The 23,949-nt window shown below is 59.2% G+C and carries 15 protein-coding genes; 2 read left to right on the forward strand and 13 right to left on the reverse strand.

The window, feature by feature from the left end:
* Positions 1–3: 3 nt before the first annotated feature.
* Positions 4–4,779 carry an NAD-glutamate dehydrogenase gene (locus FHX09_RS20415; RefSeq protein ID WP_132592402.1) on the reverse strand — a complete coding sequence of 1,592 codons (4,776 nt, stop codon included), beginning with the start codon at positions 4,777–4,779 and terminating at the stop codon, positions 4–6.
* A gap of 254 nt (positions 4,780–5,033) precedes the next feature.
* Between FHX09_RS20415 and pdxY the strand changes: the two genes are divergently transcribed.
* The gene (gene pdxY, locus FHX09_RS20420) at positions 5,034–5,909 is read left to right on the forward strand and encodes a pyridoxal kinase PdxY (RefSeq protein ID WP_132592404.1); all 876 of its coding nucleotides are present in this window, start codon (positions 5,034–5,036) and stop codon (positions 5,907–5,909) included.
* Between the two features lie 70 nt (positions 5,910–5,979).
* Entirely contained in the window at positions 5,980–6,621 is a 642-nt protein-coding gene (locus FHX09_RS20425; RefSeq protein ID WP_007798199.1) for a carbonic anhydrase, read from the forward strand.
* A gap of 59 nt (positions 6,622–6,680) precedes the next feature.
* On the opposite strand, the gene FHX09_RS20430 is transcribed toward FHX09_RS20425, so the two are convergent.
* From FHX09_RS20430 to FHX09_RS20485, 12 genes are all read right to left on the reverse strand, one after another.
* The gene (locus FHX09_RS20430) at positions 6,681–7,499 is read right to left on the reverse strand and encodes a lytic murein transglycosylase (RefSeq protein ID WP_132592406.1); all 819 of its coding nucleotides are present in this window, start codon (positions 7,497–7,499) and stop codon (positions 6,681–6,683) included.
* 175 nt (positions 7,500–7,674) lie between these two features.
* Positions 7,675–8,709 carry an aspartate-semialdehyde dehydrogenase gene (locus FHX09_RS20435; RefSeq protein ID WP_007798204.1) on the reverse strand — a complete coding sequence of 345 codons (1,035 nt, stop codon included), beginning with the start codon at positions 8,707–8,709 and terminating at the stop codon, positions 7,675–7,677.
* 111 nt (positions 8,710–8,820) lie between these two features.
* Entirely contained in the window at positions 8,821–9,033 is a 213-nt protein-coding gene (locus FHX09_RS20440; protein WP_037083547.1) for a hypothetical protein, read from the reverse strand.
* A gap of 27 nt (positions 9,034–9,060) precedes the next feature.
* Positions 9,061–10,281: an OpgC domain-containing protein gene (opgC, locus tag FHX09_RS20445; protein WP_132592408.1), complete on the reverse strand. Its 1,221-nt coding sequence runs from the start codon at positions 10,279–10,281 to the stop codon at positions 9,061–9,063.
* 99 nt (positions 10,282–10,380) lie between these two features.
* Positions 10,381–18,900 carry a glucoamylase family protein gene (locus FHX09_RS20450; protein WP_184450548.1) on the reverse strand — a complete coding sequence of 2,840 codons (8,520 nt, stop codon included), beginning with the start codon at positions 18,898–18,900 and terminating at the stop codon, positions 10,381–10,383.
* A gap of 361 nt (positions 18,901–19,261) precedes the next feature.
* A complete protein-coding gene (locus FHX09_RS20455) occupies positions 19,262–19,426 on the reverse strand; it encodes a DUF1328 domain-containing protein (protein ID WP_007798213.1) in 165 nt (54 codons plus the stop codon).
* A 303-nt stretch (positions 19,427–19,729) separates the two neighbouring features.
* A complete protein-coding gene (locus tag FHX09_RS20460; RefSeq protein ID WP_007798215.1) occupies positions 19,730–19,894 on the reverse strand; it encodes a hypothetical protein in 165 nt (54 codons plus the stop codon).
* 121 nt (positions 19,895–20,015) lie between these two features.
* On the reverse strand, positions 20,016–20,210 hold the full coding sequence (locus tag FHX09_RS20465) for a hypothetical protein (RefSeq protein WP_183719765.1): 195 nt from the start codon (positions 20,208–20,210) through the stop codon (positions 20,016–20,018).
* Between the two features lie 160 nt (positions 20,211–20,370).
* Positions 20,371–21,120 (reverse strand): ABC transporter ATP-binding protein, encoded by a 750-nt coding sequence (locus FHX09_RS20470; RefSeq protein ID WP_007798219.1) that lies wholly within the window; start codon positions 21,118–21,120, stop codon positions 20,371–20,373.
* On the reverse strand, positions 21,117–21,950 hold the full coding sequence (locus FHX09_RS20475) for an ABC transporter ATP-binding protein (RefSeq protein ID WP_132592414.1): 834 nt from the start codon (positions 21,948–21,950) through the stop codon (positions 21,117–21,119). The genes FHX09_RS20470 and FHX09_RS20475 overlap by 4 nt, the downstream gene beginning before the upstream one ends.
* Positions 21,947–22,882 (reverse strand): ABC transporter permease, encoded by a 936-nt coding sequence (locus tag FHX09_RS20480; RefSeq protein WP_132592416.1) that lies wholly within the window; start codon positions 22,880–22,882, stop codon positions 21,947–21,949. Before FHX09_RS20480 ends, FHX09_RS20475 begins: the two co-directional genes overlap by 4 nt.
* Entirely contained in the window at positions 22,879–23,946 is a 1,068-nt protein-coding gene (locus FHX09_RS20485; RefSeq protein WP_183719767.1) for an ABC transporter permease, read from the reverse strand. The genes FHX09_RS20480 and FHX09_RS20485 overlap by 4 nt, the downstream gene beginning before the upstream one ends.
* Between the last annotated feature and the right edge of the window lie 3 nt (positions 23,947–23,949).

Consider the following 23,949-nt stretch of genomic DNA (forward strand, 5'->3'; position numbering starts at 1 on the left):
GTCTCACCTCGCCCCGTCGCGCGCAAGGTCGGTCAACAGACCCGCTGCCACGGTGATCCGGGCAAGATTCGGATCGCCGCTGTCACTCAACCCGGATAGTTCCTCTGCAATCCGGTTGATTCTGATGCGATCGCCGGCATGCCAAGCCTGAACCGGAAGCTTGTCCTTTCCATGGTTTGCGAGCGCCGAGATGACGATATCGCGTCTCGCACTGGCGATCTGGTCGATGCTGCGTGCCAGCGCCAGATTCTCGTAGTGGTCGGCCGAGATGATGCGCGATCCGGCGGCGAGCAACCGCCCGATCCGGAATGTTTGTGAGACGGCGAAATAGCTTTCCGCTGCGCGAGCCAGTGGTTCGCCCGTGCGTTCGGCGATCTGCATGATCTCAGGCACGAGCGCAAAGCCGAGGAGCCCCGAGATCTCGGCGGCCAGCTTATCGGGCGCGCCGGCCTCGCGATATTCTTGGCGGCGTGCCTCGAGCTCGGGTACTGTCTGGCTGGCGAAAATCGGCTTGAGCTTCTTCAGGGCTGCTTGAAGTCCCTCGATGGTGGCAGCCATATCGCCCTTGACCATCTGTGTCTTCAGAAGGAGGCGCGTCAACACCGTGAAGGTGTGGCTGATTTCCTCGTAGATGCGGTTCTGGATCTGGCCGCCGATCTTTCCGTCCAGCGCATCCGTCTCCGTCCAGAGCCGTCCGAGATCGAAGCCATCACGGGCAATGATTGCCGCCCGAACAACCTCCGGTGCGGATGCCGCTGTGGCATCCATCATGCTGACAGCGAAGCCAGGGCCGCCGCGGTTAATGGCCTCGTTGGCAAGCACGGTCGCAATGATCTCGCGTTTCAGACGATGGGCGTCGATGTCGGATGCGTTCGTCTTGCGCATCTTTGCGGGGAAGTAGTTCGAAAGCGTTGCGGTGAAATAGGGATCATCAGGCAAATCGCTGGCGGCCAGGGCATCAAACAACACGATCTTGGCATAGGAAAGCAGAACGCCAATCTCGGGTCGGGTCAGCGGCTTGCCCGCAGCATAGCGCTCGGCAAGGACCGTATCGTCAGGTAGCGTCTCAACCTTCCGGTTCAACTGCTTGGCGCCTTCGAGCACCGTCATGAGCCGGGCAAGTTCCAGGCCGTTTGCCGTGCCCTTGCGCTCCGTCAGCGAAATCGCCAGAGACTGCAAATAGTTGTTCCTGAGCACCAGCTTTGCGACCTCATCCGTCATTGATGACAGGAGCTGGTCGCGCTTTGCCCGCGTGAGGCGATTATCGTGCATGGCGGCGGCAAGCGCGATCTTGATGTTGACTTCGACGTCCGACGTATTGACGCCAGCCGAATTGTCGATCGCGTCGGAATTGCAGCGCCCGCCCCTCAAGCCGTAGGCAATACGGCCCTTCTGCGTCACACCGAGATTTGCGCCCTCGCCGATCACTTTGGCGCGCACGTCTTCCGCCGCAACGCGAATGGGATCGTTGGCACGGTCGCCAACCTCCGCGTCTGTTTCGGACGGCGCCTTGACATAGGTGCCGATACCGCCAAACCAGAGCAGATCGACCGGGCTTTTCAAAATGGCCGTCATGATCTCGAACGGCGTTGCCACGGCTTTGTCGATGCCGATCGCAGCCATTGCTTCCGGCGTCAGCGTGACCGACTTCGCCGATCGCGAAATGATCATCGCGCCCTTCGAAAGGACACCCTTGTCGAAATCTTGCCAGCTCGACCGCGCTAGATTGAAAAGCCGCTGCCGTTCTGCGAGCGTCTTTGCCATATCCGGATCCGGATCGATGAGAATGTCGCGATGGTCGAAAGCGGCGACCAGCCGGATTTTTGGTGACAGCAACATGCCGTTGCCGAACACATCGCCGGACATATCGCCGACACCGGCAACGGTGAAGGGGGTGGTCTGGATGTCGATATCCATTTCACGGAAGTGGCGCTTCACCGTTTCCCAGGCACCGCGGGCGGTGATGCCCATCTTCTTGTGGTCGTAACCGGCCGAGCCACCCGAAGCGAAGGCATCGTCCAGCCAGAAGCCCGCTTCCTGCGCGAGCGCGTTGGCGGTGTCCGAGAAGGTGGCGGTTCCCTTGTCGGCGGCCACGACGAAATAAGGGTCGTCGCCGTCAAGCCTGACTGTGTCCTTTGGCGGCACGATATCGGCGCCATTGATGTTATCGGTGATCGACAGCAGAGTGCGGATATAGGTCTTGTAGGCTTCGCGACCAACGTTGAAGATTTCGTCGCGGCTGCCGCCGACCGGCAGCTTCTTCGGATAGAAGCCACCTTTAGCGCCGACTGGCACGATGACGGCGTTCTTGACCTGTTGTGCTTTCACAAGCCCCAGCACTTCGGTTCGATAGTCTTCAGCGCGGTCAGACCAACGCAGGCCGCCACGCGCCACCTTGCCGAAGCGCAGGTGTACGCCTTCGACTTCGACGCCATAGACGAACATCTCGCGAAATGGTCGGGGTTCGGGCAAGCCGTCGACCAGATGCGGATCGAGCTTGAAGGCCAGCATCGCTTTCGGCGAGCCATCCTGATCGCGCTGGAAGTAGTTGGTCCGCAGTGTCGCGTCCACGACGTTGACGTAGCGGCGCAGGATTCGATCGTCGTCGAGACTCGGCACATCGGAGAGAGCCGCCTCGATCCTTTGGTGATGCTCGGCCGCCTTCTTGATCCGCGTCTTCTCGGAAATTTTCGGATCGAGCGCGTCGTAAAAGAGCCGAAAGATCATCGCTGCGATTACCGGATACTTGTCCAGAGTGGTAGCGATGTAGTCCAGCGAATACGGAATGCCGGCCTGGCGCAGATAGCGGGCATAGGCACGAAGGACGCTGGTTTCGCGCGCAGTCAATCCCGCCGAGACGATCAGGCGGTTGAAGTTGTCATTGTCGATGACGCCGCTGAACGCTGCGAGGAACGCTTCCTCCAACATCTCTCCATGACGATGGAGATCGATTTGGATACCTCCCCGAGGCTCAAGTTCCATATCATGCAGCACCACCAGCGTTTCCGGGCCGCCGTGGAGGGTTACATCGATATCGAATGTTCCCTCGCTTATGACGTTAAAGCCGAGGTTCTCAAGCAAGGGTACGCGGCGGGACAGGGCGAGTTGGCCGCCGGAATGGAAAATCTTCAGGCAAAGCAGCTCAACGCCGTCTTTCTCCCGCGTGTAGAACGCTATGCGGATCGGCTCTCCGGCTGCACAAGCGGTGATGTCCTCAAGATCATAGAAGGTTTCTTCGGGCGGGAAGAGATCCTGGAACGCGTGGCTTACGAGCAAGCGAGGAGCCTTGGGTCCAGCCAGGGCTTCGAACCGGTCATCCCAACGCGCCGTGATGGCTCGAATTGCCTCCTCGAGTTTTGCTTGCGGCACGCGTGGAGTTTTGCCGCCGGAACGACCGATGATGAAATGAACGCGCGCAACGCCGCCTTCCGGGAAAGCCGGATAATAGGCGGACACGCGGCCATCATAGACGGTCTTCAGATAGGTTCCGATCTTTTCACGCACGATCGAGTCATATTCCTCGCGTGGCACATAAACGATCACCGAAACGAAGCGATCAAAGTGATCGATGCGCGGCAGCGCGCGGACACGCGGCCGGTCGGCAAGATCGTTGATCTGTTCTGCAAAGCTCGCCAGAAGGGTCGTGTCGATCTGGAAGAGGTCGTCACGTGGATAGGATTCCAGCGTATTGTCCAGCATACGGCCCGAGTGACTCATCGGGTCGAAGCCGAAATATTCCTTCACCCGCTCGATCTTGGAACGGAGCAGCGGAATCTCGCTGGCGAGGGATGTGTAGGCGGTTGAGGTGAAGAGGCCGACGATGCGCAATTCGCCGGTTACGTTTCCTTTGGCGTCAAAGCGCTTGACGCCGACATAGTCCATATAGGCGCGTCGATGGACGATCGACTTCACGTTCGCTTTGGTGACGATCAGGAAATCCGGGCCATCGAGGAATGCGAGGATTTCCGGCGTCGTCGTGACAGCGTCCTTACCGGTGCGCAGAACGAGCACGTCGGGGTTTGAAAGGATGCCGAGGCCAGCGCCCTTGTCACGCTCCACCTTTGCGCTCGCGCCTTTGCCCGAGTAGACGTACTCACGCATCCCGAGAAAGGTAAAGTTGGCATCGCGCAGCCACGTCAGGAAGGCGAGCGCTTCATCGCGTTCCGCTTTCCTGCGGCTGGCATTGTAGGCAGAAAGTTCGTCGATCACCGTTCCGAGCTTATCGAGCATCGGTCTCCAGTCGGAAACCGTCACGCGCACCTGCTCGACCACGGTCTTCACACGCTTGATCAGATCGGCTGCCTGAGCCGTCGTCAGGGGCGCAAGGTGCAGCTGGATATGGCTGACGCGATTGGCCGGTTCGCTTTGGAGGTCGGCCGAGTAAAGTTCAGGCGCTTTGCCGTCCTCCATCACGAGGATCGGATGCACGGCCATGTAGAGGTCGCGATAACTGCTGGTGACCTCGCCCATCACCGATTCATACAAGAACGGCATATTGTGGTCGGTGACCGAAAGAACGGATACGGCAACGCCGTTTGGCTCCACGTCGGCGATGGTATCGATGGTGATGCGCGCTGAATTGCCTGCCCAGGCTGCTAATTCTTTTGCAGAATGCACGGCAGAAAGTGCCAACATCTCCGGCGTGTAGCGTTCCAGGTCGTCGCCGCTGGCGCGCCCGAACAAGAATTCGGGATCGAGGTAGGTCTCCCCGGTTGCGGCCGCGATTTTGGTCGCGCTCTCGAGCTGTTTTTCTCGCTTCGGATTGTTTCGACCAGCCATCGCAGATACTCCCTCATCTCCTCGATTTGGCGCAAGTTAGCAGAAGATTTGACGAAAGAATCTCTAAAAGAGTGCATTGCGAGGCAGCTTTCATGCGTTTTTGGCGGTCGGAACGCATATTTTCGAAAGATTTTGCTTCGTTGTATGAATGCCCGAATTTCTTGCGGCGGAAGTTTCCATGTCTGCGTGAAGAGCTGTTGACAGTGGAGCTGCAAAAAGGAGATCAACGGTCATCGAAGGCCGAGTAGAGCATCATGTCAGATAATGCCGCAGGAACCGTCATTGTTATCTCCAGCCATGTTGTGCGTGGGTCCGTCGGAAATCGTGCGGCGGTCTTTGCGCTGGAGACACTCGGTCATCAGGTCTGGGCGCTGCCGACGATCGTGCTGCCGTGGCACCCCGGCCATGGCCGGTCGACACGGCTCACGTTTGCCGAAGCCGATTTTGACGCGGCGATCGACGATCTCATTCGCGCACCCTGGATCGGTGAAGTGAAGGCTGTTCTTTCAGGGTATTTTGGCAATGCCGGGCAGGCGCGCTCGGTTGCCCGGCTCGTGACGGCTTTGCGCGAGCAGAAACCGGAGCTGCTTTACGTTTGCGATCCGGTTATGGGGGATCTGGGTGGCCTTTACGTGCCGCAGGCAACGGCCGAGGCGATCAGGGATCATCTGATACCCCTCGCTTCGCTTGCGACGCCTAATCGATTTGAACTCGCCTGGCTCGCTGGTGCCCCGCTGGAGGACAATACGTCGATTATGGATGCTGCCCTGTCGCTCGGTCCGTCCCGCATGCTGGTGACCTCAGCCGTGCCGATGATGGCAGGAGGCACAGGAAATCTCTATCTCTCGGGGCGCCATGCGCTGCTGGCGGAACATCGCCTGATCGACAAGCCGCCGAATGGCCTCGGTGATCTTCTTGCCGCGCTGTTTCTGTCGCGGCTTCTTTCCGGCATGGAGGACGAGAAGGCGCTTCAGCTTGCAACGGCAAGCGTCTACGAGGTACTTGCCCGCGCCGTGAAGCGGGGGAGCGACGAATTGACGCTGGCAAGCGACGCGTCAAGCCTGGCAACGCCGATGGCGATGGTGCAGATGCGGCGCTTGATGCACCCGGCACAAAGGCGCAAGGGCTGACGTCACGCCCGCGCTTGCTATCTTGCAGTGCGATATTGATCTTGGTGGGCGCAGGCTGTAATCGAAGATCATGCAGCGTTTTCCAAACACCCTTCTCGACGGTTACCGCAACTTTATGAACGGGCGTTATGCGGACGCCCGTGATCGCTACAAGACGCTTGCCGAGCACGGCCAGAACCCAAGCACACTGGTGGTCGCCTGTTCGGACTCGCGTGCTGCTCCCGAGCTGATCTTTGATGCAGGTCCCGGCGAACTTTTCGTCATCCGCAATGTCGCCAACATGGTGCCGCCCTACGAGCCGGATGGTCATTTTCATGCCACGTCAGCCGCGCTGGAATTCGCGGTTCAGGTTCTGAAGGTTACGGACATCGTTGTCATGGGTCATGGGCGCTGTGGTGGCATCAGGGCGGCGCTCGATCCGAGTGCCGAGCCCCTTTCGCCCGGCGACTTTATCGGACGCTGGATGTCGCTCGTCAGGCCTGCGGCGGAGCAGATCGGCGCCAATGACGTGATGACTCCTGCCGAGCGCCAAACCGCCCTCGAGCGTGTCTCGATCCGCAATTCGATTGAGAATCTCAGGACGTTTCCAGACATCAAGGCCCTGGAAGACGCCGGCAAGATCGCACTTCACGGTGCCTGGTTCGATATTTCGACGGGAGAACTGTGGGTCATGGACGCCGAAACCCGCGACTTCATTCGCCCCGACGTCTAGGCTCAAACAAAAAAGCGCCGAACCTCAGTTCGGCGCTCGCGGTTTGCGCTGAATTATTCTCAGTTTCCGTCGATCTGCTGGCCGATATAAGCGATGGCCTGCTGATAGACCGTCGCCGCGTTCCAGCCGGCGATCGCTGCGAAGTTGGGCTCGCCGGGCTGATAGCCGGCACCAGCCTGCCAGCCATGGCCTTTCAGGAAATTAGCAGTAGAGGCAAGCGCATCAGCGCGCGAGCCGACCATATCGACGCGGCCGTCGCCATCACCATCGGCGCCGAAGCGCACGACATTGCGCGGCAGGAACTGCGTCTGTCCGATCTCGCCATGGGCCGCACCGCGCGCCTGCGGGTTGAGGTAACCCTCCGAGACAAGCTGCAGTGCTGCATAGAGCTGATCGGTGAAGTAGTCGGAACGTCGGCAATCGTAGGCGAGGGTCGACACTGCCGACAGCGTATGCTGGTTGCCCATATAGCTGCCGAATCCGGTCTCCATGCCCCAAATCGCGATTAGCGGACCCGCCGGCACGCCGTAGCGGCGTTCGATCGACGCAAAGAGAGCGGCATTGGCGCGCTTCATGCCCTTGCCGCGCGAAATGATCGCTGCACCGCCACGCTTCTGCATGAAAGCATCGAAGGAAAGCTTGAAACTCTTCTGGCCACGGTCAGCGGCAATAGTCGGTCTGTTGTAGGAGACGTTTGCGAAGGCGCGATCAAGAACGGAGGGGCTGACACCGCTTGCAGCTGCCTCTTGCTTGAACTCGCCAATCCAGGCCTCGAAACCGGCGCCGTTGTTGCCACACTGGGCTGCCTTGGCTGCTGCAGGAACTGCGTGGAGAATGCAGGCCGCCGAAGCTGCCAACAGAAATCTTGTCATGCGCATGGAGATACCCCGATCCCGATCTGACTAGCCTTCAAACCGGGCCCGCAGCCCGCTTTCGGCAATATTGTCACCGTCTTTGATTTGGCAAGCGCGGGAAGCCGAGAACAGCAAACCCGCGCCAAAAAAGCCCTTACCTTAATAAGCCGGGCTTAACAAACCATAGTTAACGATTGGTTCAGGCTGCCTGCTTGCGCGGCTTCACAAGTCCGCGATTGATAAGCAGCTCAGCGATCTGAATCGCGTTGAGAGCGGCACCCTTGCGGAGGTTGTCGGAGACCACCCACATGTTCAGGCCGTTCTCGACCGTCGCGTCTTCGCGGATGCGGGAGATATAGGTCGCATCTTCACCGGCAGACTCGTAGGGCGTGATGTATCCGCCGTTCTCGTGCTTGTCGATGACGAGGCAGCCGGGAGCTTCGCGCAGGATGTCGCGTGCCTGATCAGCCGTGATCTCGCTTTCGAACTCGATGTTGACCGATTCAGAGTGGCCGATGAAGACAGGAACGCGAACTGCCGTGCAGGTCACCTTGATCTTCGGGTCGAGCATCTTCTTGGTCTCGGCGAGAACCTTCCACTCTTCCTTCGTGTAGCCGTCTTCCATGAAGACATCGATATGCGGGATGACGTTGAAGGCGATACGCTTCGTGAACTTCTTGTTCTCGATCGGATCTGCGACGAACACGGCTCGCGTCTGGTTGAACAGCTCGTCCATACCATCCTTGCCGGCGCCGGAAACGGACTGATAGGTCGAAACGACGACGCGCTTGATCTTGGCGAAGTCGTGAAGCGGCTTGAGCGCCACGACGAGCTGGGCAGTCGAGCAGTTCGGGTTGGCGATGATGTTGCGCTTGCTGAATTGGGTAACGGCGTCGGGATTCACCTCAGGAACGATCAGCGGCACGTCTGCGTCGTAGCGCCATGCCGACGAGTTATCGATGACGACACATCCCTGCGCACCGATCTTGGGCGACCACTTCTTGGAGACCTCGCCGCCGGCCGACATCAGGCAGATGTCGGTGTCCGAGAAATCGTAGTTCTCGAGGTTTGCGACCTTCAGCGTCTTGTCGCCGTAAGATACCTCAGTGCCCTGCGAGCGCGCAGACGCAAGCGCTACGACTTCATCGGCGGGGAAACCGCGTTCGGAGAGGATATTGAGCATTTCCCGGCCAACATTTCCGGTCGCTCCCGCAACTGCAACTTTAAAACCCATTTCTCAAGCTCTCTTTCTCTTCTCTCCTCTTGTCCGGTGAGGGGGAAGCGCGAAGACATCGCGACTTCCTGTCCCCAGCCGGGCCGGGGAGAGAGCGGCAGGCCAGAGACGTCAGACGGTTTTCGTCGTCGTTTTGGCCTTGGTTTTGGAAGAAACCGGAACGGCAATACCCATCCCGGCACCTTGTGCCCGGTCATTGCATGCAGCAATGGCGTGTTCATCACGAACCATGGATATTCCTTTTCCGCCGTTGCTCTTAAAAGGTTTTCCACAGGAGTCAAGGTTTTTGCGATCATGATATGCGACGGCGCGGAAGGCAGCGATCTCTCAACAGTCGCATGGTACTGGCGTCTAGCGTCGATCTTGCGAACGATCGACGCGCGCAGGAACCGGCACCATCGTTCGGCTGGGCAGCCTGTCGCGGTCGCCGGTCTCCAGCTTGCGCTTTCGCTCAAGATGGTAGGCGTAGGCGAACTGAATGGCGATGCCGATGACCACGAAGACTGGGCCGACGATCCGGTCGTGGTTGTTGATGTAGAGCACCACCTGACCAACCATCGCCAGAACAGTGCCGGCGACAAAGATGTTCAGCGAGTGGCGTCCAAGGATGGTCAGCGGATTGTTCGTGGACCGGCGAAGCAGGCGTGAGATTGCTGGAATATTGATGACGAGATACGTCAGCGCCAGAACGTGCAGTAGCCTCGGCAGCGACAGGAATGTCTTGTCGAAGCCTGTCAGCACGGGCGGCAGCCCGAGCGATGCCAGCGCAATTCCGAAGCTCCAGAGCTGGCCCACGACCCAGGCAAAGGACAACGCGACATAGGCGGCCGCGAAAGCAAAGAGGATCGGGTGCTGCGGCAGTTGGCCGCCGCGGCGCACATGCATCATGCCAACGATGCCGATCGTGAAGAGGAATTGCCAGGACAGTGGGTTGAGGAACCAATAACCCTCGATCAGCATGTTATGTGGCGCTATCTCGTAAACGCCCGCAAATAGCCAAACAGTGCCGGAAACGGCGAGTGCAAGAAGAGGGCTTGCCGCGTTGAGCAGAAGGATGATCGGCACCATCAACATCAACGCGCCGTACATCGGCAGAATGTTGTTGTAGCCGATCTGATGTCCAAGCAGTACTAGCGAGGGAATGCCGGCCTTCAGATTGGTGAGGACGGCGAGGATGTTGATTTCACACAGCAGGCCGGGTCGGTGGAAGATCCACGCGCCGGCCAGGAACAGGGCGAGCGTCATGAACGTCGTTATCATGTGAGCCAGATAAAGGGTAAACGCCCGCTTCATGGCCTTCACTACCGTCTGCAGCCACGCGCCGGGCTCAAAGCGCGTACCATAGGCCAAGCCAACCGCGATGCCCGAAATCAGAACGAAGGCTTCGGCCGCATCTGAAAAGCCGAAATTCTTGGTTGTAAGATTCTCGAAAATCTGACCGGGTACGTGATTGATGAAAATCGTGATGAGCGCGAGTCCGCGTAGAACGTCTAATCTCGTATCGCGTTTCGGCGCCGCTACCGTCACAGAACTTTGCTTGGCGCCGATCGTTCCCTCGAGCGCTATTGCCATGGACCTCTCCTGCTTTTCCGATTTGCAAACGCAGTTGCGGCCAAAAGGTTTCCCTTTTGGCCGCAACGAATCGCCGGATGATTAGCGAGGAAAATGCTGTTATCCGACCGGATATCCCTCGTCGGGATCGGTGACTTCGCGTCCGTTGATGGTCACATCGTAGCCTCTCGGATGGGACGATTTTGAGACCGAAATGAGGTATTTAGCACCTGCGTGCTCAATCTCGGCGGAGAAGCCGTCCCATGTGCTCGCCAGTGCTGGACGCACGTACAAGCGGCCATCCCTCACCTTGATGCCGAGGATGCCCTCGATCACCGCGCGATAGAGCCAGCCCGCGGAGCCTGTGTACCAGGTCCACCCGCCGCGACCGCTGAGCGCGCCCTCACCGTAGACGTCAGCTGCAATGATATAAGGTTCGACGCGATAGCGTTCCGCCGAAACCGGGTCGCGGGCATGACTGATCGGATTGAGCAGCTCGAAGCAACGCAGGGCATCATCGCCGCGGCCAAGTTCAGCCAATGCCAAGACAACCCAAGTCGCGGCATGAGTGTATTGGCCACCATTTTCTCGAACACCTGGCGGGTAAGCCTTAATATAGCCAGGATCCTTAGCCGAGTTTGCAAAGGGCGGCGTGAAGAGCCGGATGATCCGTGCCTCTGGATCGACCAGCTTATCCAGCACGGAGTTCATAGCCTTTGCCGAATGCGCCGGATCGCCCTCTCCGGACAGCACGCTCCAAGACTGGGCGATCGAATCGATCTGGCATTCGAGGCTTTCCTTGGAACCAAGCAAGCTGCCATCGTCGAATGTGCCGCGCCGGTAGTAGGCGCCATCCCAGGCGACGGTTTCAAGTGCGGCCTTGAGCGTGGTCAAATGCTGAGTCCACCGCTCAACCCGTGCCTTGTCGCCACGTTCCTCCGCATATGCCGAGAACGAACGTAGCGCACCCGCCAGGAACCAGCCAAGCCAGACGCTCGTTCCTTGTCCGCCAATGCCGACACGGTTCATGCCGTCGTTCCAATCACCTCCGAGGAAGAGCGGCAGACCGTTCTTGCCTGTGCGGGCGATCGCGAGATCCAGCGCGATGGCCGCGTGTTCGTAGACGCTCGCCTTGTCTTCGGAGATTTCCGGCAAATAGAAGGAATCGTGCTGTCCCTCAAGGAGTGCCGGCCCTTCCAAGAAGGCGAGTTGTTCGTCGAGGACGCTCTTGTCCCTCGTAACGCTACAATAGTGATGGATCGCGTAAGCGAGCCAAACCACGTCGTCCGAAATCATCGTCCGGACACCAGCGCCGGTGCCAGGCAGCCACCAGTGCTGAACATCACCCTCGCGGAACTGGCGCGAGGCGGCGTTCAGGATCTGCTTGCGGGCAATCGACGGCTCATGGATGACGAACGCCAACGTATCCTGCAACTGATCGCGGAAGCCGAAGGCACCGCTTGCCTGGTAGAAGGCCGTACGCGCCATGATGCGGCAGCCCAGGCTCTGGTACGGCAGCCAGGTATTGATCAGATTGTTCATGCTCTGATCGGGCGTGGAAACCTGCAGTTTTCCGGTGAAGCCCTGCCAAAAAGCACGGTTTGCGTGGACAACGTCCTCGAAGGCAACCTTGCGAATATCGTTGATCAACGCCCGCGCCTCGGCCTTCGTCTTGGTGTCGCCGAGGAAGAAGCAGATATCCCGCTCCTCGTCCGGTCCGATCTCGATATCGATCGCCAGAACCGCTGCCGGATCGCCGTCGAGTTCTGTCGTGCCGGAAAGGCTGGCTCCCGAATTCAGGGCGTGTGGCGCCTGAATCGTTCCCTTCTTGCCGATAAATTCGCGGCGGCTGGCAGTAAAGCTAGATGGCTTCTCGCCGGCCACAAAGAAAGCGACACGACCGGAATAATCGATGCTGTAGTTGTTGCTTGCGAATAGTGCGCCGGTCTCCTCGTCGTGCTCGGAGAGGATGAACGGTGCAGACTTCTGCGTATTGTTGCCCAGAACCCACTCGACGTAGCCGTAAATCCGCAGCTTCCTTGGCTTGGAGCCGGCATTGCGTAGCCGGATTCGTTGCAGCTTGACCGGTTTTTCGCGATCGACGGTCTGCGTGACCTCAAGCGCGATTTCGTTCTGCACGCTGGAGAATACCGAATAGCCCAGGCCATGTCGCGCTTCGAAGCGAATATCCGGCCGCTCCGAGAGGTTTGCGAACGGGGTCAATACCGCGCCGCTATCCCGATCGACGACGTAGATCGCTTCGCCGGGGCGGTTGATGACTGCGTCATTCGACCACGACGTCAGCTGATAATCACGGGAGTTTGCGCTCCACGTGAAACCAGCTCCTTCGGCAGACACATGGAAGCCGAATTTTTCGTTCGAGATTACATTGATCCACGGATGCGGCGTTGCGTGACCTCCGGGAAGGCGCACGACATATTCGCGACCGTCGCCGGCAAAGCCGCCGATGCCGTTCCAGTAATTGAGGTCCCCCTCTTCCTCGATCACCACCCTGGAGGGCCGTGAGGCTGGTGCCGGGGCGATCCGCTTGACGGGCGTCTTCAGCCGATCGGCGCGCTCCAGCTCTTGCTGCTCTTCCTTGCTCGGGGAAAAGAGCGCGACGGCACGATTGATCTGATCGATAATCTTGCCGTTCTTGGCATGGAGCGTGACGCGCGAGGCGGAGATCAGCGCATGGTATGTTGATTCTTCCATCAGATCCTTGCGGACCGTGAAAATGTGTTGGCGCAAGCCATCGGCCTGACCCATGCGGCGAACGTTCTCGGCCATCTGATCGACGGCGTGCTGCATGTCCTGCGCATAGGATGAGGCGCGCTCGTTCATGATGACCAGATCGGCGGTGACGCCACGCGAGCGGAGGTATTCCTGCGCAAGCAACGCTTCCCTGACGATATCGAGATCCATGTCGTCGTTGACACGCAAGGTGAAAATCGGGAAATCGCCGGAGATCGCCAGTGGCCAAAGTGATGACTGCGACTGCATGCCGGCGGCAACTGCGGCCGCATCGGCGCGCAAATACATATCCGGATAAACCAGATGACGGCCAAGATGCTGGAAGGCTGCCGCCTGCTGTGACGTCACGCCGACATGGCGCATCTGGATCTGCGTGCGCGTCCAGGCCTGGACGAGTTCGTGGTTGAAAGCGTCTGCATGGCGATACCGGTCAACGGCCTGATCCACCTCGTTGCGGCTAGGGGCAGCGATGGTCCAGAAGATGACGCTGACTTTCTTGCCCGGCGGTACGCGGAGGGTGCGGCGAAGCGAGAGTACCGGATCGAGCGTGAAGCCGTCGGTACCGGAAAGGGTCGCTCCCGCATCAAAAGCGGCGGCGTTCGCGAGGCTACGCCCACGGCCTAGGAACTTGCGGCGATCCGTTTCGAACTCGGTGTCGCGCGTAGAGCCGGAGGTGTCGACGATAAGGTGAGCGACGGCCATGTTCGGCTCGTTCGGATCTCGCTTGTTGCGCTCGACGCGGATGACGTCGCCGCGCTTGCCGACCTCCGTCTTGACGAACATGCGGGCAAATGCCGGATGGGCGTTGTCGACGTCGTCTGGCGCGAGAACGGGCTCGAGATAGGAGGTTACTTCGATAAATCGATCCTCTGTCCCCGAATTAACGAGCGTCAGGCGCCGTGCTTCGGCATCATGCTCAGTGGCGACAACGCATTCGACTTCGCTCGTGAGGTCGCCTACCGTCTTAGTGAACTCCGCCTTTTCGTCAGCGAAGAGAACCTTTACCTGTTCGCCTTCGACACTCTTTGGCTCCGTAGTTGCCGACCACCATTCGTTGGTCGCCGTGTCGCGAAGGAAGATGAAGGTGCCCCAGCGGTCCTCAGTCGGATCGGCTTTCCAACGTGCAACCGATTGGCCGTTCCATCGCGAATAGCCGGCGCCCGTTGCGGTCAGCATCAGCGAATAGTGGCCGTTCGAGAGGAAGACCAGCTCGCGATCACGCGAGGCCGGATCATAGATTTTGCGCAGTTCAGGGCGCAACAGATCGTCCTGGATGCTGGCTGGGGTATCGGATTCGTGCTTGCCGCTCATGACCGGAATATCCCGCGGTGCCTTCTCTTGGAGAAGGAGCTCGGCAGCTTCGATCACTGGATCCGAGTGGAAGAGTTCGCGCAGGTGACCATTGAAGGCGACGTTCGCGACTGCGGCGATCGACATGCCGTGGTGGTGAGCATAGTAGTTATATACAACCGCGCAAGTCTTGCCTTCTGGCACGCGGGTCGGCGTAAAGTCGACGGCGTCGTGGTAGCCGAACTTGCCGAGTGCGCCGAGTTTGCGCAGGCGCTGGAGGTTTTCAAGCGCTGCGTCAGGATTGTACTGGCTGGCAAGGATCGACGCATAGGGCGCAATGACCGCGTTGTGGCCAAGGCCCCGCTTCAGGCCGAGCGAGGGTACACCGAAGTTCGTGTATTGGTAGTTCAGGTTATGGTCGCGCGCATTGAACGCCGCTTCCGAAATACCCCACGGGATCCCCAGCTTGCGTGCATGGTTCATCTGCTCGACCACAACCAGATTGTTGGTCTGGTTGAGGATGCCTCCGCCGCGCTCCTGCATGACGAGCGGCGGCATCAGGTACTCGAACATCGAGCCGGACCAGGAGACAAGCGCACCACGCGAGCCAACTGGGACGACCTGGCGGCCGAGACGATACCAATGTTCCGTCGGCAGATCGCCCTTGGCGATGCCGAACAGGCTCGTTAGTCGGCATTCCGACGCCAGCAGGTCGTAGCAGGCCTGATCGAGTTCGCCACTTTCGACGCGGTAGCCGATCGAGAGCAGACGTCTTTCGGGCCGGAACAGGAAGCCGAAGTCCATCGAGAAGGCGAGGTCGCGGGCCTTGTCGCGTAAGGCAATCAGGCGCGGACGCAGTGCGTCGATGTTGGACAGATCGAAGGTGCTGTCGGAGATGTGGGCTTCGCAGACCTTGACGAGCGATTCCGCCCAGCGCGTGACTTCGACGCTCAATGCGGACTTCACCTCATGATCGAGGTTGGCAGCGAGCTTTTGAATGTCGCGCGCCAGAACGGCGAGGTTGATGATGCGGATCGATGCGAACTCGTGCTCGCGCTTGACCGCGGCCAATGCGTTCTGGAATCCGATGATACGCTCTTCCAAGCGACGGCGCAGCGGGCGAACCGTCTTGCGATCGTCCGGCAACTCGGACAGCACCTCCGCGAGGATGCCTGCGGTATCGCCGACGCCATCGAGGTTGCCCTGCATATGAGCGGAGGGCGCTTCCGCCCAGTTGCGGCAGGCCGACGAGATCGCGATGAGGTGGCCGGCGAGGTTGCCGCTATCGACTGCGGAAACATAGCGCGGCCCAAGCGTATCGAGAGTATCAGTGTGGTACCAGTTGAAGAGGTGCCCGCGGAATTTCTCCATCTTGTCGATTGTCGCGATCGTCTGTTCGAGCCGATCAATGGTCTCCTCGAAGGAGAACCATCCGAAATGCCGGCCGGAAACGACGGATAGGAGGTAGACGCCAATATTGGTTGGGGACGTGCGTGTCGCCACGATTACATGAGGCGTCTCCTGGACGTTGTCCGGAGGCAGATAGTTTTGCTCGGCAGTTGTGAACGTCTCGAAATAGCGCCACGTGCGGCGGGCGATCTTGCGAAGTTCGCTAGAAACAGAATCGGCAACCTCAAGCCGGTCTTCCGTCTCGGCCGACTGGCTGACGTAATAGGCGACCATCGGCGAAAGGATCCAGAGAAACGCGAACGGAACGCCGACCAGATATGCCTTGTCACCGGAAAGCGCTGCAAAGGCTAGGGCGAGCAGGGCCAGCACCGGGGCGTGCCACATCGCCTTGTAGTAAGAGACGATGGTTCCCTGCTTGCCGGCCTGGACACTGGCAGCCGTTCGCCATTGCAGCATCAGCTTGTGGCTGACAAACAGACGGTAGAGCGAGCGACCGATGGCATCGGCCATCATGCAAGCGGAATCGGCAATGAAGATAATCCGGAGAGCGACCTGTGCGTTGGCAGCACGGATATCGGACCAGACGGTGTAGAGATGGGCGCGGGCGACGATATCGCTGGTGCGCGGGATGATACCGTTGATGAGGGAGAGTGTCGGGGCGACGAACAGGCAGAAAATCAATAGGATCTGCCACACGAGCGCGCCGAGCGGGGCCATGAAATACCAGCCAAGCACTGAGGCGAAGAACCATGCGATTGGCGTCAGCGATCGGCGGAGGTTGTCGAACATCTTCCAGCGCCCGAGCCCGGTGACGCCGTGCCTCGGATTGAACATGTACGGCAGCAGCTGCCAGTCACCACGCGCCCAGCGATGCTGGCGCGAGGTTTCGACCTCGTAGCGGGTCGGGAAATCCTCGACGAGCTCCAGATCGGTGACGAGCGCGCAGCGGGCCATCGAACCCTCTAGCAGGTCGTGGCTGAGCACTGAGTTTTCGTCGATGCGCCCTTTGAGCGATGCTTCGAAGGCGTCGACGTGATAGAGGCCCTTGCCGGTGAAGGTGCCCTCACCCGCCAAATCCTGATAGACGTCGGAGACGGTAAATACGTAAGGGTCGAGGCCGCGATTGATCGAGAAGACACGCTGGAAGACCGATGCATCCTTGCCCGTCGTCAGTGACGGCGTGACGCGCGGTTGCAGCACGCCATAGCCGCTTTCGACCCGACCGCTGGCAGGATTGATGACCGGACGGTTGATTGGGTGGTAGAGCTTGCCAGCGAGCTTAGTGACGGCATCGCGCATCAGGCGTGTGTCGGCATCGAGCGTCATAACGTACTGAACGTTTGCCGGCACGATGTTTGCACCCGGAAGGTAAGTGGTATCGCGGTCGCCGCGAAGCAGCAGGTTCAGTTCGTGCAGTTTGCCGCGCTTGCGCTCCCATCCCATCCAGGCGCCCTCGGATGGATTGTAGAGTCGACGGCGATGCAGGAGGTAGAAGCGCGTCTTGCCATCGAAGGCATACCGTGCTGAAAGGTTTGCGACCTCGCGGCGGGCATAGTCCAATACCTCGAGGTCGGCGGACGTTTCCTCGGCCTGGCTGTCCGGCCAGTCGCTGAGCAGCGCGAAGTAGATCTCCCCACGCGGGTTGGCGAGGTAGTGAACTTCGAGATTGCGGACGAGTTCATCGACACTGTCACGGTTGGAGATAAGGCAGGGAACGACCAGTAGCGTGCGGGCTTCTTCGGGAATACCCTCCTTGAACTCGTAGCCGACCAATCGGGCCGGCGTGACGAAGAACGACAGTACCGTGTTGAAGAGGCCGGTTGCGCCTTCCGAAGCCGGGAGCGAGAACATGATCAGCAGGATCGCGATCTCAAGTGGTCCCATGCCGGCATTGGCCATGAACTTGCCGACGATCGCCATGGCGATGATGGTGAGCAGGATTACCGGTGTGGCGATCGAGAGCCAGTTGAAACGGCGAACGGTTCGGACGAAGTGCTGCGTTGCGGTCGGGCTATAGTTCGCACGCGCTTCGAGTTTGGGCCTTTGGGCACCGGTCAGAAAGCCACCGACATTCGGTTCATGCGGTTGTGGCTCGCCGGAGGCCTTCGCCTCTTCGGTCATATCCAGCGCCAGTTGGGCGATCTCCATTTCCGAAAGCGGCGAGCGCTTGGCGAGTTTTTCGATCTGCTTGCGGTACTTGTTGCGCGAACCCGAATCGAGATCACCGTAGTCGGAATGATCCCACAGCAGCTTGTCGACATGGCTGACCTGTTCGACCCAAACGGACCATTCGGTGTCGTCGATCTCGCGCAAGCTCCGGATGATGTTGCCCATCGTGACGTTGCCGGAGGACAGGCGGCTGTGCTCCGCCATTGTCGTTTCTTCGGTATCGCGTCCGAGGGCCTCGAGGCGCTCGTCGAGCCAGGCGATCGCCACGCTGGAGGCCTGCGAGCCGTCACGCATGCGGTAGAGGAATTGCGTTGCGAAGGTATTGTCTTCGGCAAGAGACTCGAGCGACTTAAGATACTCGGCTGCCTTTGTCGGGTCCGTCAGCCGCACAAGCTCATCTGCAGCCTCGTTGGCACGCCGACGCAACCGGCGGCTGCGCTCGACGCGGATCGAAATGCGACGCAGATTTTCCACGAGCACATAGCGAACAAGCGATGGCAGTGCCCAGAGTTCACCGATCCTCAACGTTTCGCTCTGCTGGAAGCCATCGACGAGGGCCGTCAGGCTTTCCTGCGAGATCGTGCTGTGGGTGTGGGCGACATAAAGCCATGCGAGCACCAGGGTGCGCGGGATCTGCACGCCGCTGACGTCGATCGTTGGCAGTTCTCGATAGAAGCGCCGCGGGAAGTCACGACGGATTTCCTGGATCGCTTCCTCGACGATGTAATGGTTGTCGAGCAGCCATTCCGCTGCCGGGGTAATGGTTTCACCGGATTCCACGTCCGTTGCCGTGGTGCGGTAGACCCGCAGGATTTCCTTCTCGTTTTCCTTATGCCGCGCGAAGAAATCGAAGGGCGTAAAAGCGGGCAGCGAGTCGACGCCGCGCACGGCGACGGAGGCGCCGATTGCCTTGATATCCTCAATGGAAAGATAGGTTGAGCGGATCGAGTCGTTATGATCGATCTGCTTCGTTTCGGACTCGCGGGACGGGCTCGGAGACGTTGCGGAAATGTTCATGGGTTCGGTTCTGGATCCAAACAAAGTTATGATGATTTTGCGTAGCCTTTTGCACTGCCAAATATGACTGCCGCATGAACAGCGCCGGGGTTTCCTGATCCCAGACAGCAAGATCGAAGCGGTAATCAACCGACGATGCGAAACGGTTTAAACGCAACCTATGTGGGCGATGTGCGAACACGACTCCGTTGCGCCCTCCACCCTTTCGGAGCCATCCCGGGAAAGTTGGACACCATTGCGATAATTCAAGTCAAGATGTTTCAAAGGATGCAATGGGGCAGCGTACGAACATCACTTGCGGTCGAAAAGAAATCGGCGCTTGGGCAAGCGCCGATTTCCAATCTTACACCAGTGTTTTTTGTCAAGCGCGTCGCATGAGGCGCATAACCAGCGAGACGACAAACAGGATCAGGAACAGGAAGAAAAGAACCTGTGCGATCGACGCGGAAGCACCTGCAATGCCGCCAAAGCCCAAAACCCCGGCAATCAGCGCTACAACGAGAAATACGAGTGCATAATAAAGCATGGCGATCTCCTTTGTCTTTGCTGACGAAATAACGGGAGGTCGCCCTATTGGTTCCGTTGGAGCCCCCAGGCCGGGTTCAGCCAATAGAAAAGGCGCGTCGAAATCGACGCACCTTTTCTATACCGGCAACCAACCGTAATCTTAGACTGCATGGAAGAGATGGAGCAGGATAATCACCGGGATCGGAATATCCCAGAATCCCTTTTATCTTCATTCTCGGTTTCACAATGAATGTGATGAGAGAATAAAACGTGGCTCCGACGCGGCATCTCTCGACGGCCGCGACACTACGTGTTCTTTGGCTTATCCTACGATGCCAAAGACGAGGGCTGTGACGAAAAGAAATGCCGCCGTGACAAGCGTTGCGTGAACGACAAGCTGAATCTTGCTGCGTGTCGTGACCGGCTTCTTGGTCTGGACGGAACCATATTGATTCACATGAGCATGCGAGATACCCAAGTCTGCCATGTGCTGCCTCCGTTTCTCCGCGCTTCTTTTGTTAGAGCGTGTTTTCGTATTTTCTCTATCTAATAGGTAGAGATAAAATTCTGTCCTGCCAGGGGACGTTAAAAAATCCGTCCTTCGGCGATTACACGAGAATTCGCCACGCCCAGAGCAACGAACGATCGTCTCCGGCACCTTGGCGGCACCTGACCGTTGCTTCCGGTGTTTCCAGGAGTCGCCGGCCTTTCTCTGCGGGAATGGATGTCGAGGGTGCAGCTTCTCTATCGATCTTGGCCGATGGCTGCAGATATCCCATGGTCATGCCGCCAAGAAAAAACATGCCGGATCTCCATGATCACGAAAATTAACGGGCGTTAACCGGATCATGACAGAAGTAAGGCAAGTGTCAATAGTCTAGTCGAATGGTCGTGTTTTAGTGGATTATTAAGGCTGAGGCCCAACGAGCCTCAGTGAAATCAAATCGTTGGAAGGATTGCCCTTCAAGCTTTGACGAAACCCTTACTGGCAACCATCAAATTTCGCGTGTAGTCCTCTGTCACGGCTGCCTGCGCAAGCTGCGCTGAAGTCAGTCGCTCGACGACGGCCCCGTTTCGCATCACGGCCAGGCGACCGCACATGTGGGTGACGACGCCGAGATCATGGCTGACCATAACGAAGGTCAGCTTGCGATCTCGCCGCACCTGTTCGAGGAGGTTCAGAACCTCCGCTTGCACTGAAGCGTCAAGGGCCGAGGTCGGCTCATCAAGCAAGAGGATGGACGGCTCGACGATCAATGCCCGGGCAATTGCCACGCGTTGACGCTGACCGCCCGAAAGCTGATGCGGGTAACGGAAACGGAAGCCATTTCCAAGCCCGACTTCGTCGAGGGCTCGGGCGATCCGCATGTCACTGTCGCTGATGCCGTGTATCGCCAGCGGCTCGAGTAGGAGGCGATCTATGGTCTGGCGAGGATGCAGGGATCCATAAGGATCCTGGAAGACCATCTGCACCTGTCTGTAAAAGGCCTTGGATCGTTTCGCACCAACGAGGGGATCGCTATGGATCTTGATCGAGCCGCCTGCCACCGGTGCCAGGCCGGCAACGGCACGCAGCAGGGTCGACTTCCCCGATCCGGACTCGCCGACCAGGCCGAATGACTCGCCGGTCTCGATATCAACGCTGACGTCCTTTAACGCACGGAAGTGATCATAGGTCACGCTCAGCTTGTCGACTGAAAGTGCGATGCTCATGCTCCCCACTCCGGCTTGCGATCGAGAACCGGCAGCGGATGCCTGCTTTCTCCAATTTGGGGCATGCAGTTCAATAGGCCCTGCGTGTAGGGGTGGCACGCATTCTTGAGCTCCGATGCCTTGAGTTCTTCGACAACCTTGCCGGCATACATAACGATGACACGGTCGCAGAAGGACGAAACCAGGCGCAGGTCGTGGGATACGAAGATCAGCCCCATGCCGCGTTCCGACACGAGCTGGTCCATGATCCTGAGAACATCAAGCTGGACCGTGACATCCAGTGCGGAGGTCGGTTCGTCGGCGATCAGCAACTCCGGATCGGCGATCAGCATCATGGCGATCATCGCGCGCTGGCCCATGCCGCCCGAGACCTCGTGCGGATAGAGGTCGAATACCCGCGCGGGGTCGCGGATCTGCACGGCCTCCAACATGGCGAGAGCGCGATCGCGCGCCTCCGCCTTGCCGACTTTCTCATGGGTCCTCAGCGTTTCGCAGATCTGTCGGCCGATCGACATGACGGGATCGAGCGAATATTTCGGATCCTGCAGGACCATCGCGATGCGTTTGCCGCGCAATTGCCGGCGCTGCTTGGCGGATGCGGCGAGAAGATCAATGCCGTTGAAATCGAGCTTGTCGGCTGAAACGATGCCGTGCTTCGGGGTCAAGCCCATAACGGCGCGCCCGGTCTGAGACTTGCCTGAGCCGGATTCACCGACGATGCCGAGGCGTTCCTTGCCAAGCGTAAACGAGACGCCGCGGACGGCTTCGATGACGCCCGTGCGCGTGGGGTAGCTGACTTTGAGGTTTTGAACGGTGAGGAGCTCGGTCATTGGCCGCTCTCCCTGGGGTCGAGCGCGTCGCGCAAGCCGTCGCCGAGCAGATTGAAGCCGAGGCTGACGATCAGGATGGCAAAACCCGGCATGGCCGCCACCCACCACTGATCCAGGATGAAACGCCGGCCAGACGCGATCATCGCGCCCCATTCGGGAAGCGGCGGCTGCGCGCCGAGACCGAGGAAGCCGAGACCGGCCGCCGTCAGGATGATCCCAGCCATGTCGAGCGTCACGCGCACGATGAGCGAAGAAAGGCAAAGTGGCATGACGTGCCGGACCACGATCCGCAGGGGCGATGCGCCCATCAGCTTGACTGCAGAGATATAGTCGGAGCGTCGCACTGTCAGCGTCTCCGCACGCGCAATACGAGCGTAGGGCGGCCAGGAGGTGATCGCAATCGCGATGATCGCGTTCTGGATGCCAGGTCCGAGAGCCGCGACGAAGGCGAGGGCCAGAACCAGCTTGGGGAAGGCGAGGAAGATATCGGTGATGCGCATCAGCGTCGCATCGACCCAGCCGCCGGCGTAACCCGACACTGTTCCAACGATCAGCCCGATCGGCGCCGAGATGGCTGCGACGAGAACGACGACGAGCAGCGTCAATCGGGAACCATAGATGAGGCGGGAATAGATATCGCGACCCTGGTCGTCCGTGCCCAGCCAGTAGCCCTCAGCGCCAGGCGGCAGCAGCCGCGCATTCTTTAGGTCGCCAACAATGGGCGAATGGGTTGCGAGAAGGTTCGCAAAGGTAGCCACGAACAGGAGGGCGATGATGATCACGAGACCGACGACGGCCAGGCGGTTTGCGGTGAACTGGCGCCAGGTCACGTAGACTCGGCCCAATCGCGCTTGCGTGCGCGACTGCGGCCGATCGGAGAGCAGCCACTCGCGGCGGCTCAGCGGCGCTGATTGATTTGCAGGGACCGTCATCGGCTTCGCGTCCTAGGGTCAAGCGTCCGATAGAGAAGGTCGGACAGAAGATTGATGCCGATGAAGACCGTGCCAATGATGATGGTGCCACCGAGGACGGCGTTCATATCCGCGTTCTGGAGGGAATTGGTGATGTAGAGCCCTATGCCCGGCCAGGAAAAAACCGTCTCGGTGAGAACTGAACCCTCAAGCAAGCCGGCATACGAAAGCGCGATGACGGTGACGAGCGGCACGGCGGCATTTCGCAGTGCGTGACCCCAGATGACCCGAGTTTCCGAAAGTCCCTTGGCGCGTGCCGCTACCACATATTCCTGGCTCAGTTCATTGAGCATGAAGCTGCGGGTCATGCGGCTGATGTAGGCCAGTGAGAAATAACCGAGCAGCGAGGCGGGCAGGATGATGTGGCGGAAAACGTCATAGAAGACGTCCCACTGCCCCTGCATGGCGCTGTCGAGCAGATAGAAGCCGGTCACCGGCGTAAAGCTGTACTCAAAGACGATGTCGATGCGGCCGGGGAAAGCTACCCAGCGGAGCTGCGCGTAGAAGATGACGAGCGAGATCAGCGCAAGCCAGAATATAGGCACCGAATAACCAATCAGCCCGATGACACGGACGATCTGATCGGCAATACTGCCTCGCTTGACAGCCGCGAGCACGCCGAGCGGAACACCGACGAGCGAGCCGATGATGGTCCCGAGCGTCGCGAGCTCGATCGTCGCGGGGAAAACGCGCCTGATGTCGACCATGACGGGATTGGTGGTCAGCACGGAGGTCCCGAAGTCACCTGAGAGAATGCTTTTCAGATAGATGTAGAACTGCTGGTAGAGCGGCAGGTCGAAACCGAGCTCGCGACGGACGCGCTCGACAACATGGGCCGGAGCGCGGTCGCCGAGAATCGCAAGGACTGGATCAATCGGTACGACGCGGCCGATGAAGAAAGTCACGGCCAATAGGCCAAGATAAGTCGTGACGGCGGCGACAAGAAATCGCCCGGCTGCCTTGGCAATAGGAACAGCACGGCCCTGTTTGGGCCGTGCCTCCATTTTTGTTTCAACGTTGCTCAACGG

The organism is Rhizobium sp. BK538 (assembly GCF_014197575.1).
In the GTDB taxonomy this organism is placed as follows: Bacteria; Pseudomonadota; Alphaproteobacteria; order Rhizobiales; family Rhizobiaceae; genus Rhizobium.